General features: G+C 61.2%; 13 protein-coding genes. 12 read left to right on the forward strand and 1 reads right to left on the reverse strand.

What is annotated here, in order from left to right; all coding sequences use genetic code 11:
* The first annotated feature begins 178 nt into the window (after positions 1-178).
* From ACZ5D1_RS15660 to ACZ5D1_RS15705, 10 genes are all read left to right on the forward strand, one after another.
* Complete coding sequence (locus tag ACZ5D1_RS15660) at positions 179-1,765, forward strand: peptide chain release factor 3 (protein ID WP_011369317.1); 1,587 nt, start codon at positions 179-181, stop codon at positions 1,763-1,765.
* Between the two features lie 55 nt (positions 1,766-1,820).
* Entirely contained in the window at positions 1,821-3,077 is a 1,257-nt protein-coding gene (locus ACZ5D1_RS15665) for a toxin-antitoxin system YwqK family antitoxin (protein WP_464555427.1), read from the forward strand.
* A 183-nt stretch (positions 3,078-3,260) separates the two neighbouring features.
* Positions 3,261-4,337 carry a UDP-glucose--hexose-1-phosphate uridylyltransferase gene (locus ACZ5D1_RS15670; RefSeq protein WP_464555429.1) on the forward strand — a complete coding sequence of 359 codons (1,077 nt, stop codon included), beginning with the start codon at positions 3,261-3,263 and terminating at the stop codon, positions 4,335-4,337.
* Entirely contained in the window at positions 4,334-5,638 is a 1,305-nt protein-coding gene (locus ACZ5D1_RS15675) for a galactokinase (RefSeq protein WP_464555431.1), read from the forward strand. Before ACZ5D1_RS15670 ends, ACZ5D1_RS15675 begins: the two co-directional genes overlap by 4 nt.
* 111 nt (positions 5,639-5,749) lie before the next feature.
* Positions 5,750-6,754 carry a LacI family DNA-binding transcriptional regulator gene (locus ACZ5D1_RS15680; protein ID WP_464555432.1) on the forward strand — a complete coding sequence of 335 codons (1,005 nt, stop codon included), beginning with the start codon at positions 5,750-5,752 and terminating at the stop codon, positions 6,752-6,754.
* Between the two features lie 194 nt (positions 6,755-6,948).
* Positions 6,949-8,004 carry an aldose epimerase family protein gene (locus ACZ5D1_RS15685; RefSeq protein WP_464555433.1) on the forward strand — a complete coding sequence of 352 codons (1,056 nt, stop codon included), beginning with the start codon at positions 6,949-6,951 and terminating at the stop codon, positions 8,002-8,004.
* Positions 8,005-8,048: 44 nt separating this feature from the next.
* The gene (locus ACZ5D1_RS15690) at positions 8,049-9,149 is read left to right on the forward strand and encodes an ABC transporter ATP-binding protein (RefSeq protein WP_027182617.1); all 1,101 of its coding nucleotides are present in this window, start codon (positions 8,049-8,051) and stop codon (positions 9,147-9,149) included.
* A 155-nt stretch (positions 9,150-9,304) separates the two neighbouring features.
* Positions 9,305-10,573 carry an ABC transporter substrate-binding protein gene (locus ACZ5D1_RS15695; protein WP_464555434.1) on the forward strand — a complete coding sequence of 423 codons (1,269 nt, stop codon included), beginning with the start codon at positions 9,305-9,307 and terminating at the stop codon, positions 10,571-10,573.
* Between the two features lie 67 nt (positions 10,574-10,640).
* Positions 10,641-11,759 carry an ABC transporter permease subunit gene (locus ACZ5D1_RS15700; RefSeq protein WP_011369325.1) on the forward strand — a complete coding sequence of 373 codons (1,119 nt, stop codon included), beginning with the start codon at positions 10,641-10,643 and terminating at the stop codon, positions 11,757-11,759.
* Positions 11,759-12,583 carry a carbohydrate ABC transporter permease gene (locus ACZ5D1_RS15705; RefSeq protein WP_011369326.1) on the forward strand — a complete coding sequence of 275 codons (825 nt, stop codon included), beginning with the start codon at positions 11,759-11,761 and terminating at the stop codon, positions 12,581-12,583. The genes ACZ5D1_RS15700 and ACZ5D1_RS15705 overlap by 1 nt, the downstream gene beginning before the upstream one ends.
* A 327-nt stretch (positions 12,584-12,910) precedes the next feature.
* Here the strand turns inward: ACZ5D1_RS15705 and ACZ5D1_RS15710 are convergent, their stop codons facing one another.
* Complete coding sequence (locus ACZ5D1_RS15710) at positions 12,911-13,291, reverse strand: TraR/DksA family transcriptional regulator (protein ID WP_049753918.1); 381 nt, start codon at positions 13,289-13,291, stop codon at positions 12,911-12,913.
* A 226-nt stretch (positions 13,292-13,517) separates the two neighbouring features.
* Here ACZ5D1_RS15710 and ACZ5D1_RS15715 point away from each other — a divergent pair, with 226 nt between their 5' ends.
* Both ACZ5D1_RS15715 and ACZ5D1_RS15720 read left to right on the forward strand, forming a co-directional pair.
* The gene (locus ACZ5D1_RS15715) at positions 13,518-15,449 is read left to right on the forward strand and encodes a lysophospholipid acyltransferase family protein (RefSeq protein ID WP_464555436.1); all 1,932 of its coding nucleotides are present in this window, start codon (positions 13,518-13,520) and stop codon (positions 15,447-15,449) included.
* A 296-nt stretch (positions 15,450-15,745) separates the two neighbouring features.
* Positions 15,746-16,162 (forward strand): 2-thiouracil desulfurase family protein, encoded by a 417-nt coding sequence (locus ACZ5D1_RS15720; RefSeq protein ID WP_464555438.1) that lies wholly within the window; start codon positions 15,746-15,748, stop codon positions 16,160-16,162.
* Positions 16,163-16,692 lie beyond the last annotated feature (530 nt).

The following is a 16,692-nucleotide window of genomic DNA, read 5'->3' on the forward strand; positions in this document are numbered from 1 at the left end:
AACCGACCGGAACCCGCACGGACTGCCGCAAATCGGCAGGACACGCAACATACTGCCGCTGCGGATTATTTTCAGCGCTCATGCCTTATGTTGACCACACACCGCATCTATAGCATAACACCGCCCTCGCGGGTGTCCCTTGCAGGGCGCCGCAAAACCACCCCGCCGAGGTTTCACCGTGAACAGGGAACATCAGAGAGAAGTAGACAAACGCCGCACGTTCGGCATCATCAGCCACCCCGACGCAGGCAAGACGACCCTTACCGAAAAGCTGCTGCTTTTCGGCGGGGCCATACAGATGGCCGGCACCGTCAAGTCGCGCAAGGCAGCCCGCCACGCCACGTCAGACTGGATGGCCATGGAGCAGGAACGCGGCATATCCGTCACCACCTCGGTGATGAAGTTCCACCACAACGGCTACGAAATAAATCTTCTCGATACCCCCGGTCACCAGGATTTCTCGGAAGACACCTACCGGGTGCTCACCGCGGTGGACAGCGCGCTGCTGGTCATCGACTCCGCCAAAGGCGTGGAAGCGCAGACCCTGAAGCTGATGGATGTGTGCCGCATGCGCAGCACTCCCATTGTCACCTTCATCAACAAGCTGGACCGTGACGGCCTGCATCCGCTGGAAGTGATGGATGACATTGAAAGCCGCCTCAACATCCAGTGCAGTCCGCTTACCTGGCCCATCGGCATGGGAGCGGATTTTAAAGGCACATGGGACATACGCACCGGACGGCTGCATATGTTCACCCCCGCCAACGACGGGCGCATCGCCTCGGGGCGCATCATTGAAGGACTGGACAACCCGGAACTGGACGAAGCGCTGGGCGAACAGGCCGTTACGCTGCGTGACGAGCTGGCGCTGCTGGCAGAAGCCGGAAACCCCTTTGATAAGGAACGGTACCTCAAAGGTGAACTGACCCCGGTGTTTTTCGGTTCGGCCATCAACAATTTCGGTGTGCGTGAAATGCTGGACACCTTTGTGGATCTGGCACCGGCTCCCCAGCCGCGTCCGGCCACAACCCGCACGGTTTCACCCTATGAAGAAGATTTTTCCGGTGTGGTTTTTAAGATTCAGGCAAACATGGACAAAAACCACCGCGACCGCATCGCCTTCATGCGTATCTGCTCCGGCAAGTTCACACGCGGCATGAAAGTGCGTCATCACCGCATCGGCAAAGAAGTGGCACTGGCCAATGCCACCATATTCATGGCGCAGGACAGAACCGGCGTGGAAGAGGCATGGCCCGGCGACATCATAGGCATACACAATCACGGCACCATCAAGATAGGGGACACTTTTTCCCTTCGCGAACCGCTGAAATTTGTCGGCATACCCAACTTTGCCCCCGAACATTTCCGCAGGGTGGTGCTGCGCGACCCCATGAAGGCCAAACAACTGCAAAAAGGTCTGGAGCAGCTGGCCGAAGAAGGCGCCGTACAGCTTTTCCGGCCGCTTCTCGGCAATGACTATATTCTCGGCGCCGTGGGTGTGCTGCAGTTTGAAGTCATCGTGGCCCGGCTAAAAGACGAATACAACGTCAACGCCCTGTATGAAGGCTGCAACATAACCACGGCACGCTGGCTGCACACCGACGACCCCAAAACCATGGCCGAATTCCGCGACTACTACCGCAGCGAACTGGCCATGGACGCGGAAGGCTGCCTTGCCTATCTTGCTCCCAACCCGTGGCGGCTTGAATCCGCAGTGGAGCGCTATCCCAAAATGGAATTCCGCACCACGCGTGAAATCAGCTAGCACTGCGTCCGCCGAGGGCAGTTCCGCCGCGGCAACATCAGCGAGGTACTCCGCCATGCGGTCACACAGCGTTCTTTTTATTTTCTGCACCTGCCTTGCCTTCTGCATCGGCGCAGGCGCCGCGACCGGACACAGGGCGCTTGCCGCACAGCAGGACGAGTCATGGCCCGCGGCACGTGTGCTGCATGAAGAACACTACCCCGACGGAACACTCAAACTGCGGCGCACCACAAGCTTTTCCGACATGTTTGAAACGGAATACCGCTACAGCCGCAACGGCACGCTGGTATCCACCACGGAGTATACTGACGGCAAGCTCCGCAACGTGACGGAAGAGCTGGGCCACGGCCTGCAGCGGCAGACATCCTTCCATCCTGACGGGGTGACCCCGCACTGGGAAAGGACGAGGGAAGCCGTCGGCGAAGGCAAATTCCGCACGACCCGCGCCACCGGCGACTCGTTTGTTTACCGCCCCGACGGAACGCTGAAAACCAGAGCCCTGTACCGCGAAGGGTACAAGGTGCTGTCCGAAGAATTCAGCCCTGACGGAACGATGACCATACGCCGCAGCCATTACAAGGCCAATGACAGCCTGATTCCGGTACACCTGCTTATGCAGCCCGGCCCCCCGCCGCGGTTCTGTTCCGCGCTGGACCGCCGCGTGACCACGGCAGCGGGTGACGATGTGTTTCAGACAATCACCTGCTCGGGCAGCACGCGCCTGCTGGTCACCCCGTTTTTCAGCCTGCGCACGGAACAGCTCCCATCGGGCGGTACGCTGACAACAGTGCTCGACTCCGACGGTTCGGCACTGGCCACGCTGGAACCGGCGCAAAGCCACAGCAAGTACGTCACATTATACGCCTATGATGATATTCAGGCGGTGCTCTACAAAAAAAAGGGCATATTCGGCACCACGGAGCGGAGTATCTTTTTCAAGCTGCGCACGCCGTGGCCTGACACCGGACAGGCCGGAGAAGGACAGAGTCTCTGCCCGTACCGGCTTGTGCAGTACTACACGTCGGCAGTCTCCATGGAATTCGACGAGCGGGAAGAACTTGCGGACCTCATGCTCAGCCGCGACAAGCGTATCGTGCACTGGCTGCGCCTGTACGGGCATACCGTGGTCCTCGACCAGCGTTACGACCTGCGCCCCGATCAGGAATCCATCATCACACAGGTTTCCGTGGACGGCAAAACCGCAGGAGAAGTGCACTTTATGGGCAGGCCCGACCATCTGGCCCACCCGCTGGAAGACGGCCGCGTTCTGCACGTGACCCCCAAGGACCTCTGGCTGGAAGAACAACCCTAGCCGCCACCGCCCTTTTACCCCGCGCTGCGGCTGCGGCTGCGGGCGCCCGCATGCCTGTCAGACACAGGCCCCCCACGTTTTTTGTATCCGCAAATTGCAAACGTTTGCATCAGCAACGGAAGTCCGTTAGGGTTACCCGGAAAACAACCCGGCACTCAGACCGGTGTCTTCCGGAGACATGCCATGGGCCTGCAACCGTACAAGGACATTCCGCACACACGGCGCAACGCGCTGACAGGCGAATGGGTGCTGGTGTCGCCCCACAGGGCAATGCGCCCCTGGCAGGGGCAGCAGGACGCACCCGACACCACCGTCATGCCCGCCTATGACCCGCAGTGTTATCTGTGTCCGGGCAACCTGCGCACAGGCGGTGCCCGCAACCCGCACTACAGCGGCGTATTCGTCTTCGACAACGACTTTCAGGCACTGAAAACGCCCGGCAGCCGCACCACGCAAAGCCCCCCCCGCAAAAACGACGACCTGTTTGCCGCCAGACCCGAGACAGGCATCTGCCGTGTCGTATGTTACTCTCCCCGCCACGACCTGACCATGGCCCGCATGCAGCCCGCACAGGCAGAGGCCGTCATCACCGCGTGGCAGCACGAGTATGCCGCACTGTGCTCACGACAGGATATCGGGTATGTCCAGATTTTTGAAAACAGAGGCGCCATGATGGGCTGCTCCAACCCGCATCCCCACGGGCAGATATGGGCCAGCAGCTCCGTGCCGCACATCGCCGCGCAGGAAGACACCATGCAGCGCCGCCACCTGCAGCAACACGGCGGCTGCCTGCTCTGCAGATACACCGCTCTGGAAGAAGAATACAAAGAGCGTGTGGTCTTCAGCAATGACTCGTTCTGCGCGGTGGTACCCTACTGGGCGGTGTGGCCCTTTGAAACCATGCTTCTGCCGCGCAGGCATGCCGCCGACATCACAGACATGACCCCGGCGGAAAAAACCGATCTCGCGCATGCGCTCATACGGCTGACCACCAGATACGACAACCTGTTCCGCACGCCTTTCCCCTATTCCATGGGCATACACCAGCAGCCCTGCAAGGGCGCTTCTCCGCAGGCGTGGCATTACCATTTTCACTTCTATCCGCCGCTGCTGCGTTCCGCATCGGTACGCAAATTCATGGTGGGCTATGAAATGCTGGGCAGCCCGCAGCGCGACCTGACTGCAGAGAGCGCGGCGGACAGGCTGCGCGCCCTTTCCGACGTGCATTACACGGACCTGCGGCAGGGGTCTGCAACATGATACCCGCGCTGCATACGCAGCAGGAAATGCTGAACGCCCTGCATAGGGGGGCACTGGACGCGGGGCTGCGCGCCCTGTACGCGCCGGACAGCGACAGCGGGCACACAGCCGCTGCGGCACGCATCCGGCTGGAAAACCTGCTGCATGAACATCTGCACCGCTACGGCCCGCGGCCTGTGGGTATTTTCAGCGCGCCCGGCCGTACGGAGCTGGCAGGCAACCATACCGACCACAACAGGGGTGTGGTGGTGGCGGCAGCAGTCACACTGGACTGTCTGGCCGTGGCTTCTGCCCGCGCCGACCTGCGCGTGCATCTGGTTTCCGCCGGATTTGCCCGTCCGGTGGACCTGACACTGGATGACCTGCAGCCGCGCGCGGACGAAAAAGAAACCCCCGCGGCCATCGTCAGAGGCATGGCTGCCGGCATACACGGCCTGATGCCCCTCTGCGGGTTCGATGCCTGTGTGCACAGTACGGTTCCCGTGGGTGCGGGACTCAGCTCCTCCGCAGCATTCGAGGTGCTCTGCGGCCGCATTTTTTCAGGCTGGCATTCCGGTTACGTCCTCACTCAGCAAACGCTGGCGGCACTGGCCCATACCGCAGAATCCCGTTATTTCGGCAAGCCATGCGGCGAAATGGATCAACTGGCCTGTGCGGGCAGCGGAGCTTCGGTCATCCGCTTCGGCATGCCGCAGGGCAAAAACGTTGAAGCCGTGCCCGTCAATATTGCGGAAGCCGGCTATCAGCTTGCGGTTGTAAACACGGGGGGCAGCCACGCCGACCTGACGGCGGAATACGCCGCCATACCCGCAGAGATGCGCCGCGCCGCGGCCGTACTGGGCAAGCAGCAGGCCCACGGCATCACCGCCGCAGAGGTGCTGCGCCACGCCGCAGCCATCCGCAATGCGGCCGGAGACCGGGCTCTGCTGCGGCTGCTTCATTTTGCCGAAGAGACACAGCGTGCCGAAGCCGTGGCACAGGCGCTGCGCCACAACCGCACGCAGGAATTGCTGCGGCTGGTCAATGCCAGCGGCGATTCTTCGTGGCGGCTGCTGCAAAACTGCTACCCCGCCGGTGCGTCCGCCCAGCCCCTGCCCGTGGCGCTGGAAACGACCCGCCTGCAACTGGACGGACAAGGGGCATGGCGTGTGCACGGCGGAGGATTTGCCGGTACCATACAGGTCTATGTGCCGCAGCGGCTCATGGCCGGCTACACAAAGTGCATGGAACAGCTTTTCGGCGCCGGGTGTGTCATCCCGCTGGATATCCGCGGCAGCGGCCTGCACCGGCTGCTCCCGTAAGTCAGCTCCGCAGACAAAAAAAGCCGTGCCGCTTTTGACAAAACCATGTAAATGAGGTCAAACTGCAAACGTTTGCAGCAACTGCGGCACCCGCCGCAAAACGGACAGCGCATGCGCCAGTACACCATTAAAGACATCGCCAGAGAACTGGGGGTTTCACCCTCGACGGTGTCGCGTGCGCTCAGCGGACACCCCGGCATCAGCGCCCGGACCCGCAGCAGGGTTCAGGAACTGGCCCGCCTGCACAACTACCAGCCCAACCTGCTCGCTAAAAGTCTGCAGCAGAAACATTCCAGCACCATCGGCGTCATTGTGCCGGAGATCCGCCATGACTTTTTTGCCGCCACCATCAGCGGCATCGAAGAGGTGGCCTACACGGCAGGATACGCCATCATGGTCTGCCAGAGCCATGAAACACCCGACCGCGAAACAACCAACATAGCCGCACTGCTGGGACAGCGCATAGCGGGCCTGCTGCTTTCCGTCTCGTGCCGCACGCACGACGCACGGCATCTTGCTCCGGTGCTGCGCAGCCGCACGCCTCTGGTGGTTTTCGACAGAGTGCCCGAAGGATTTGCAGGCAGCACAGTCACCACCGACGACGAGCAGGGAGCCTGTGACATCACAGCGCTGCTGCTGCAAAAAGGCTACCGGCGCATAGCCCACATAGGAGGCCCCCCGCATCTGGCCATAAGCCGCCGACGGTACGCAGGGTATGCAAAAGCCCTTGCCGCGGCGGGAATGCCGCAGTTTTCCGGATACCATATTCAGGGCGGCTTTGACGAAGAAGACGGCAGACGCGGCGCCATGCAGCTTTTTGACCTTGCGCAGCCGCCTGACGCCATCATGGCCGTCACCGACCCTGTGGCACTGGGAGTGTACAGCGCCGCGCGGCAGCGGGGTTTGCGCATACCGCAGGATATAGCGGTCACCGGATTCAGCGGCAACCCCGTGGGCGAACTGATCACCCCGCGCCTGACAACAGTATACCAGCCAGCCTTTGAAATGGGCAGACGCGCCGCCGGCCTGCTGCTGGAACAGATACGCGGCACCGCGGCACAAAGCACAGCAACCGTGTCATTGCCCACCCGTGTGGTTGTGCGCGAATCGGCGTAGAGGCAGACATGAGCAGCACGCAGGATACATGTTTTACGCACCTGTCAGGTGCGCATACTGTCAGACCGCAACCCTGCGCAACAATACCGCACTGCTCCGGCCCTGCTTTCCGGCGTATTCCGTGGCCCGGCCGCGCCGCACGTCCCGCCCCTCAGCCAGACGGCCGGTCTCCTTCTGCGACACCCTCCCTGTTCATGCTGCGCAATACAAATGACATGACGGTTTGTATTACCGATTACGGAGCACGGCTCGTTTCCGTTCTCTGGCCGCAAAGCAAACCGCCTTGCTCCGGCAGTACCGGCGCACCGGATTCCCGGCGCGATGTCATAACGGGGTATGATTCACCATACATGTACATGGACGATCCGTATTACATGGGCGCAATTATCGGCAGGCTGGCCAACCGGACCTCCGGAGCATGTTTTTCACTGGACGGGCAGCGCCACTGCCTGAAAGCCAACGACGGGCCGCATCATCTGCACGGCGGCCCGCACGGTCTGCACAGCCGCATGTGGCAGGTGCAGGCAGGCGATTACGCCGAAAACGCAACAATCATATTGCGGTATGCCAGCCCGCACGGAGAACAGGGATACCCCGGCACCGTGCAGTTCACCGTCAGCTGCACGCTGACAGACGGCAACACGCTGCGTCTGACCATGCACGCGCAGGCCGACGTTCCCACGCCCGTCTCACTGACAGCGCATCCCTACTTCAACCTGAGCGGTCATCCGGCGGGCAGCCTGCACGGGCACCGGCTTACCGTTCACGCATCCCGTTATCTGCCCTGTACCGCAGCACAGAAAAACGGCTACGGCATTCCTGCCGGTCACACCGCGCCTGTGGCAGGTACCGCGCTGGACTTCACAACGCCGCGCGATCTGACACAGGCCCTGCGGCAAACTCCGCAGGGCTTTGACCACTATGCCGTGCTGGACGCCGCAGCATCCGCAAGCGAACCGCAACACCCCGCGCTGCGCCATGCCGCCACACTGCACCATGTGCCCACCGGCCGCAGCATGCAGGTACACACCGATCAGCCGGGGCTGCATATATATTCAGCCAATTTCATCGCCCCCCGCACACGGGGCAAGTACGGAACCTGCTACGGCCCTCAGACAGCTATCTGTCTGGAACCACACGGCTTTCCCGATGCGGTGAACAATGCACACTTTCCCTCATGCATCATCGGGCCGCAGGCACCGTACACCCAGACAACGGAGTACCGTTTTTTTACAGGACAGCAGGCGTAACAAGCCCCGCCGTCCGCAAGCAGCAACAGGATCACGGAAACGCCATGGAAAAAGTTTCGCTCAACGGTATAAGCAAGCGCTTCGGCGACGTACGGGTCATTCACGATGTCAGCCTGTCCATCAGAGAAAATGAATTCATCGTGCTGGTGGGGCCTTCCGGCTGCGGAAAATCCACCATACTGCGCATGATAGCGGGGCTGGAGAGCGTGAGCGGCGGCGAAATACGCATAGGGGGCCGCGTAGTCAATGACGTGCCGCCCAAGGAACGCGATGTGGCCATGGTGTTTCAGAACTACGCCCTGTATCCGCACATGACCGTGGGAGAAAACATGGGGTTCAGTCTTAAAATGCAGAAACGCCCCGGAGCCGAAATCGAGTCGAAAGTGCAGGAGGCCGCAGCCGTTCTGGGGTTGACCGAATATCTGCACCGCAAACCCGCGGCTCTTTCCGGCGGGCAACGGCAGCGCGTGGCCATGGGCCGCGCCATTGTGCGCAAACCGCAGGTCTTTCTGTTCGACGAGCCTCTTTCAAATCTGGACGCCCAGCTGCGCACCCAGATGCGCATGGAACTGAAAAAACTGCACCTGAAGCTGAACACCACCACCATCTACGTCACCCACGATCAGGTGGAGGCCATGACGCTGGCCGACCGCATTGTACTGCTGAAAGACGGACATATACAGCAGGTGGGAGCCCCTGTGGATGTCTTTGAACGTCCGGCCAATGTGTTCACCGGGCGTTTTATCGGCAACCCGCCCATGAACGTGCTGCAGGCGGTGCTGCATAAAGGCGCGGACGATGCGGGGCGCCATGTGGCCGCAGAGGGCCTGCGCATTGCAGTGGCAGACACGGTAGGCGCCGCGTTGCCCCACGGTACGCCGGTAACCGTGGGCATACGGCCCGATGCCGTCAAAACCGGCGACGCGCTTATGCATCTGCCGGAACACTGCCATATGGATGCGCGTGTGGAAGTGGCCGAAATTCTGGGCGGTCAGTCGCTGCTGGAAGTATCGGCGGCGGGTGTTCCGCTCATAGCGGAAGTGGCAGGCCGCGTGCTGGTGCGCCCCGGAGACTCCATACGCATAGGCGTTGACCCTGCACGGGTTCTGCTTTTTGACGCGCAGACCCAGAACGCCGTCGACTGAAACGCGGAAGAGCACGGCCCCCCTGACGGAAGCCGTGCAGACCATAGGCTCATGGCCGCGCACAGCGGCAAACGGGATTGCCGGACAACGTCTGCCGGCGCATTGCGGCTCAGGGCGCCACAACCGCCCGCACCGCACAACGCAGGAGGAAGGGTATGAACAGATTCCTGGCAAAAGCGGCCGTTGCGGCCGCCGCATTCTGCCTGATGATCACGGCGCCCGCCATGGCGGCGCAGGACAAGCTTGGCGGAACTCTGGAAATTTTTTCGTGGTGGGCCGGTGACGAAGGCCCCGCGCTTGAGGCCATGATAAAGCTGTACAACAAGCAGCACCCCGGCGTCAGCGTGGAAAACGCCGCCGTCACGGGCGGATCGGGCATCAACGCCCGTGCAGTGCTTAAAACCCGTATGCTGGGCGGCAATCCTCCTGACAGCTTTCAGGTGCATGCAGGACAGGAACTCATCGGTACGTGGGTTGCCTCGGGCCGTATGGAAGACCTGACCTTTCTGTACAAACAGCAGGGCTGGATGGAAGCGTTTCCCGCCGACCTCATCAAGCTGATCGGCACGGAGAACGGCATATGGTCGGTACCGGTGACGGTTCACCGCTCCAACGTCATGTGGTTTGTACCCGCCAACCTGAAAAAATGGGGAATACAGGCTCCTGCCGACTGGAACGAGTTTCTGGAAATAGCCCCGCGGCTGCAGGAACAGGGCGTGGTGCCGCTTGCTCTGGCCACCAACTGGACTGCCAACCACCTCTGGGAATCCGTGGCGCTGGCCTCCATGGGGGCCGACCGGTGGGACGCCCTCTGGCGCGGCGAAATTCCGTGGACCGATCCTGAAGTGGTCAAAGCATGGGAGCTTTTCGGCAAGGTGCTGCAATACACCAATGACGACGCCACATCGCTTTCATGGCAGCAGGCCACAGACATGGTTGTGGACGGCCGCGCCGCCTTCAACGTCATGGGCGACTGGGCTGCCGGCTACATGAACACCACGCTGGGCATGGCACCCGGTAAAGACTTCGGCTGGTCCGCATCGCCGGGCACCGGCGGCGTGTTCATGTTCCTTTCCGATTCGTTCGGCCTGCCCGTGGGCGCCGCAAACCGCGACAACAGCCTCGCGTGGCTGGCACTTGTGGGTTCGCGCAGCGGCAGCGACGCCTTCAACCCGCTCAAGGGTTCCATCTCGCCCCGGCTTGATACCGACCTGAACCTGTACAATGACTATTCAAAATCCGCCGCAGGCGACTGGGGCCGCGACCGCATCGTGGGCAGTCTGGCTCACGGAGTCACCGCCAACGAAGGCTTCATGAGCGATTTCGCATCCGTTATGGAGATGTACCTGAAAAACCGCAACGCCGGTCAGGCCGCCATGGCCTGCCACGCCATTGCCGTAAAAAACGGCATAGCCAAACGATAGCATACTGACCATTCACCGCGCCGGAGACCGGCAGGTCTCCGGCGCCACAGACGGGGTTTGCACAATAATGGCCGACTTATCACGGGACAGATGGAAAGCACTCATCACGCTCATGCCGTCCGTCGTGCTCATTGCGGTGTTCGTTTACGGGTTTATCGGCGACACCATTTATATTTCGCTGACGGACTGGGGAAGAGGCGCCGCGCTGGCACTTGATCCGCAGATCAATTACATCGGTTTTGAAAATTATACCGAACTGTTCACCGGTTTCATCGACGGCCGCTTCCGGCAGGACATGGTCAACGCCATGTTCTACTCGGTGCTGCTGCTGGCCGGGGCCATCGGTCTGGGGCTGTTCATCGCCGTGCTGCTGGACAGAAAACCCGCGGGCGAGGCCGTGCTGCGCACCATATTCCTGTATCCCATGGCGCTGTCTTTCATCGTCTCCGGCACCATCTGGCGCTGGCTGCTCGCCCCGCAGGGCGGGGTCAACGTGCTGCCGACCTATTTCGGATTCGACAGACTGCAGTTCACATGGCTTACCAGCAAGCAGACCGTGCTGCAGTTCAACTGGCAGAACCTGCTGCCGCTGCTTCTCTGTATCATGGCTGCGGTGCTCGTCCTGTCCGGGTTCGGCTGTCTGCGCAGCAGGCCGCGGCGTGCCGCATGGTTTATGGGCTGCGGCGCCCTGCTTGGCCTGTTTGTGGCCGTTGCGGGCAGCAGCCTGCCGCAGGCTCTGTTCATGGAAGAAACACACGGCTTCAATCTGGCCACGACGGGCATCATCATTGCCACCGTATGGCAGTATTCGGGTTACACCATGGCCCTGTATCTTGCGGGACTGCACGGCATATCGCAGGACCTCGCCGACGCCGCCCAGCTGGACGGTGCCTCACAGTTCGCCTACTACCGGCATGTGGCCATCCCCATGCTGCGCCCCATAACCATCAGCGCCATCATCATTCTGTCGCACATCTCGCTCAAGATGTTCGACCTCATCTTTGCCATGACCGGCCCGGACAACGGTGCCACAGGACATCCCGCGCTGCTCATGTATCTGACCACATTCAGGGCCAACGACTTTGCCAAGGGTGCTGCCATTGCCGTGGTGCTGTTTCTGCTGGCGGCCATGTTCATCATTCCGTACCTTGTCAGTTCGTACCGCCGCAAAAGGAGGGGCTACTGATGCACCGCACGTTTTCACCGGCGCGGGTGCTGCTGTATGCAGTGCTGTTTCTGCTGGCGGCCGTCTATATCACTCCGGCATACATGGCCCTTATCACCGCGCTCAAGCATCCGGCCGAAATCAGCCTGACCACAGCATGGGAACTTCCCGCCACGGCCAACTGGAGCAGCTTTGCCGAAGCCGCACGCAAGCTGGGCCCCAACTTCATGAACAGCATAATCCTGACCGTGTGCGCCACCATCGGCTCCACGGTGCTCGGCTCGCTGAACGGCTATGTTTTTTCCAAATGGAAGTTCAAGGGCAGCGAAGTGGTTTTCACCCTGTTTCTGTTCGGCATGTTCATTCCGTACCAGATCATTCTCATTCCGCTTTTTCAGCTGCTGCGCGACATGAACCTGTACGGCGGCCTGCCGGGGCTGATTCTGGCACACGTTGTCTACGGTCTGCCCATCACCACGCTGATCTTCCGGAATTTTTACAGCCAGATACCGACAACGCTTGTGGAATCCGCCCAGCTGGACGGCGCGGGATTCTTTTCCATATACCGGCATATCATCTTTCCGCTGTCCATTCCGGGCTTTGTGGTGACCAGCCTGTGGCAGTGCACGCAGGTATGGAACGAATTTCTGTGGGGTATCTGCCTGACAAAGCACACCTCCGCCCCCATGACCGTGGGACTGGCACAGCTGGCAGGCGGACAGGCCGTCAGCTGGAACCTGCCCATGGCCGGTTCTGCCATTGCCGCACTGCCTGTGCTGATGATGTACATTCTGCTGGGCCGCTATTTCATCCGCGGACTGCTGGCGGGTTCCGTCAAAGAATAACGTCACCGGCATAAAAACAGACGGGCATTTCCGCCAAAGATGCCCGTCTGTTTTTATGCCGTGCAGAAACCCGCTGAAAATACGCCTCAGTGCGGCGGCATGCAGCAGACGACCTGCTGCCGGAAAAACACGCCGCGGTGCAGCCCGTGCAGCAGAGCTACGCGACAGACCCGGAAAACAGGCCCGGAAGCGGGCCCGGAAACAGGTCCGGAACAAAAGCACCACGCCGGTGCCCGTTACCCTGTGCAGGCCGCATAAAAGCCCCGCCCAGAGCACACCGCAGTGCACACACGCCATGCGGCGGTCGCTGTGCAACCGTATCCGCGCTTACGCGCAGACCGGATCGCGCAGCAGATACCTGCGGGCGGCCTCGGCCTCTCTGTCTTCCTGACAATGAATACAAAGCGTCGTGGTCGGATTGGCCTTCAGCCGGGCTTCGCCTATTTCGTCACCGCATTCTTCGCACCGGCCGAAGCCACCCGTGGCAATACGGTGCAACGCCGATTCCACAGCCGCCAGCTGCCGAGCCAGCCGCCCGCGCAATGCCACATCCAGCGTCAGTTCCGCCAGCCGCGAAGCCTGCTCGTTTTCATCGGGGCAGGCAATAACCGCTGCCGCGGTTTCCGGCGCCAGTCCGCACTGCTGTTTAAGAAAAACCACCCTGTCGCGCAGGGAATCCGCAATGGTGCCAAGCTGCTGATCATTCATAAACATAACTCCGTTGGTTGCGGTTTTCCGATGCTTCAGGGTTATGCCCCGCATGCCGGCATACTGCACGGCAGTCCGGTTACGCGCAGCAGACAATCATATGACACGCTCTGCCGGCGTGTTTCTTCACCAAACAGTCACCCGCCGTTCACCATATCTCCACACCGCCGCCGTACTACAATGCAGCGACAATCATACTCCGGTACCAGCCGGAGGGAGGTAACCCATGCAGAGTACCCGCACCGGCAGCCCCGGCCGTCAGCCATCGTCAGCAGTCCAGCCGTCCGGTTTCATGCCGCCTGCGGCACGGGCCATTCCCGCGCCGCTGCGCACCCCGCTGATGCACGCCCTCAAGCTGCCCCAGCTGCTTTCCATGTACAGGCAGGTTTCCACCGGCGGCAGCGCCTGTGGCGAAGGTCTCAAACCGTCCGGCCGCACGGCGGACGTGCTGGCCCTGCTGGCCGCACGCACACACGATGCCGGAGAACTGAAAGCCCCGCATATATTTGCCCGTGACGCGCTGCAGCTGCTGGACATCACGCTGGATATCCGGCCGGAAACACAGGCAGGTCTTGAATCGCTGCCCCCCGACCAGCCGCTGGTGGTGGTATCCAACCATCCGTTCGGTGTATTAGAGGGACTGGCCCTGATGGCTGCACTGCTGCCGGTGCGGCCCGACACCCTTTTTCTGGCTAATTATCTGCTGCGCAGCATTCCGGAAATCCGCGAGCTCATTCTGCCGGTCAACCCGTTTTCCACACGGCAGGCCCGTCGCGAAAATATCAGCGGGCTGCGTGCGGCCGTGGGGCACCTGCGTCAGGGCGGCTGTCTGTGTGTCTTTCCCGCCGGAGAGGTGGCGCATCTGCAGCCACGCCGGCGAGCCATAACCGATCCGGTGTGGAACAGTAACGTTGCCGGTCTCATACGCCGCACCGGCGCCGCGGTGCTGCCCCTGCATTTCGAGGGGCGCAACAGCATGCTTTTCAACCTGATGGGCCTTGTGCATCCTTTTGCCCGTACCGCCATGCTGCCGGCAGAACTGCTGAAAAAGCGCTCTTCCACGGTAACGCTCAATGTGGGACGCATCATTCCGCCACAGATATTCCGCGACCTGCCCCGTGAAACCGACATCACCGCGTATCTGCGCGCCCGCAGCTACGCTCTTTCGCGCGGGCCGCAAGACCGGCAGACGGCAACAGCCGTTACACGCCGCGCGGCCCCCGTGGCCGGGCCGTTTCCCGTGGCGCGGCTGCTGGCCGAGATTGCAGACCTGCCGCCTGAACAGCTGCTGCTGCGCGAAAACGGGTACCTTGTTTTTGAAGCCCGCGCATGGCAGGCACCGTGCTTTCTGCATGAAATAGGCAGACAGCGGGAACTTACCTTCCGCGAGGTGGGCGAAGGCAGCGGAGAAGCGCTGGACACGGACGTGTTTGACAACCGTTACGACCATATCATTCTGTGGCATGAAAACGACAGGCGGCTTGCCGGTGCCTACCGCATCGGGCAGACAGGGACAGTCCTTCCGGAATTCGGAGTGAAGGGACTCTATTCGTCCACGCTGTTCCGCTTCAGCCCGCGCTTTTTTGCACAGGATGACAATGCGCTGGAACTTGGACGGGCCTTTGTGACCGCACCCTATCAGCGTGACTATGCGCCGCTGATGCTGCTGTGGAAGGGCATAGCGCACTTTGTGCTGCGCCGCCCCGGCGTCCGGCGGCTGTTCGGCCCTGTCAGCATCAGTCTGGAATACAGCCGGTATTCACTGAGCGCCCTTACAGAGTTTCTGCGCCTGCACCATCAGGACAACACGCTGGCCGCCATGGTCAGCGGGCGCAAGCCTCCCCGTTATAAAATGGACAAACGCGCCCCCGACATGCTCAACATGCAGGGCATGCACTTCAACGGCTTGTGCAATCTGGTGAAAGATATCGAGGGCGGACGCACCGTGCCGGTTCTTTTCAAGCATTATCTCAAACTGGGCGGGCGGATAGGCGGCTTTCACGTGGATACGGCGTTCAGGACTCTTGATGCCTTTCTGTGCATTGATCTGGCCGATGCCCCGCCCGCCATGCTGCAGCGGTACATGGGCAGAGAACAGGCGGTGACCTTTCTGCGCCGCTGCCAGCACAGCGCCTGCCAGATAAGTTCTGGCAGATAAGGTCTGGCAGGTAACGCCTCACAGGTCACGCCTCACAGGTCACGCCTCACAGGTCACGCCTGACAAGTCACATTTGACAGGTCCGGCGCTGGGGGCTTCCGCGCTTCGCCCCGCCGTGCCGGATACAAAGGCGTCCCGCCCCCCGCGGGCGGTTTACACCGCGGCAGATGCCCGCACCCGCCTCCTGCTGCCGGCATCACCGCCGGAGCCGCGGCGGCGCCTTGACAACACACCCCGTGCGGATACAGTCCGCACGGGGTCTTTCTGGTCTTGCCTGAACATAAAAGGAGACGACCATGCGTTACATTGTCAGTGCCTGTCTGGCCGGAGTATGCTGCCGTTACGATGCACAGGCAAAACCGCACCCGCAGGTGCTGGAGCTCATCCGTCAGGGCAGGGCCATACCCGTATGTCCCGAACAGCTGGGCGGCCTGCCCACACCGCGTGACGGCGCGGAACTTTGCCACGGCCGGGTGCTAACCCGCAACGGAACCGACGTCACTGCGCAGTTTGTACTGGGTGCGCAGCAGGCTCTGGAGCTTGCCCGTCTGTTCGGCGCCGGTGCGGCCATACTGCAGGCGCGCTCTCCTTCATGCGGAGCCACACAGGTTTACGACGGAACATTCAGCGGCAGGCTGGTGGCAGGTTCCGGCATTTTTGCGGCTCTGCTGCAGCGCAACGGCATACCCGTTACCGAAGATACCGCCCTGTGACCTGACTTGCACATCTGCACACATATTCTGCACAACCATGTGCACTACGCTGCACATGCTGGCATATAAAAAAACGACCTATTTTATAACATTCTGTTATGACATGCTATTTTTATTTGGCACGACATGTGCTTTAAAGAAAGCATTGGCAATGAGTTTCCTCTGAAACAGACGCATCTTGAACACCACCGGAGACCGTTACCGAACCACTTGCGGCATCCCCGCACACGGTTCTCCGGCACTTTTACCGGCAGTTTCCCTTCCGCCGGACAACCCCGATTCCGAGAGTGTGGCGCTCTGGAGGTTGCCCGGCCCGAAACATCGCCGATTACGGGGCGACAAGCCCAAGCGCTAACGGTCACGCTTTTTGACCGACTGAATATATCGGGGTCATGTACCCCGTGGCCGCCCGGCTTCCTCCTCCCCGTCGGCGGCCGCACTGCGAAAGATGGCGACGTGGCAAGGCCGCAAGGCCTTGCCCAGCTTACAACCCCGCTCATGCGGGATGACATAGACAACTTGCCATGAGG

It is taken from the genome of Oleidesulfovibrio vietnamensis (assembly GCF_055388115.1).

Excerpts from the sequence above, each read along its gene's own strand:
- ACZ5D1_RS15715 (WP_464555436.1), top strand. The coding sequence starts at position 13,518 with ATGCAGAGTACCCGCACCGGCAGCCCCGGCCGTCAGCCATCGTCAGCA.
- ACZ5D1_RS15695 (WP_464555434.1), top strand. The coding sequence starts at position 9,305 with ATGAACAGATTCCTGGCAAAAGCGGCCGTTGCGGCCGCCGCATTCTGC.
- ACZ5D1_RS15720 (WP_464555438.1), top strand. The coding sequence starts at position 15,746 with ATGCGTTACATTGTCAGTGCCTGTCTGGCCGGAGTATGCTGCCGTTAC.
- ACZ5D1_RS15685 (WP_464555433.1), top strand. The coding sequence starts at position 6,949 with ATGCTGCGCAATACAAATGACATGACGGTTTGTATTACCGATTACGGA.
- ACZ5D1_RS15680 (WP_464555432.1), top strand. The coding sequence starts at position 5,750 with ATGCGCCAGTACACCATTAAAGACATCGCCAGAGAACTGGGGGTTTCA.
- ACZ5D1_RS15710 (WP_049753918.1), bottom strand. The coding sequence starts at position 13,291 with ATGAATGATCAGCAGCTTGGCACCATTGCGGATTCCCTGCGCGACAGG.
- ACZ5D1_RS15670 (WP_464555429.1), top strand. The coding sequence starts at position 3,261 with ATGGGCCTGCAACCGTACAAGGACATTCCGCACACACGGCGCAACGCG.
- ACZ5D1_RS15705 (WP_011369326.1), top strand. The coding sequence starts at position 11,759 with ATGCACCGCACGTTTTCACCGGCGCGGGTGCTGCTGTATGCAGTGCTG.
- ACZ5D1_RS15665 (WP_464555427.1), top strand. The coding sequence starts at position 1,821 with ATGCGGTCACACAGCGTTCTTTTTATTTTCTGCACCTGCCTTGCCTTC.
- ACZ5D1_RS15675 (WP_464555431.1), top strand. The coding sequence starts at position 4,334 with ATGATACCCGCGCTGCATACGCAGCAGGAAATGCTGAACGCCCTGCAT.
- ACZ5D1_RS15690 (WP_027182617.1), top strand. The coding sequence starts at position 8,049 with ATGGAAAAAGTTTCGCTCAACGGTATAAGCAAGCGCTTCGGCGACGTA.
- ACZ5D1_RS15700 (WP_011369325.1), top strand. The coding sequence starts at position 10,641 with ATGGCCGACTTATCACGGGACAGATGGAAAGCACTCATCACGCTCATG.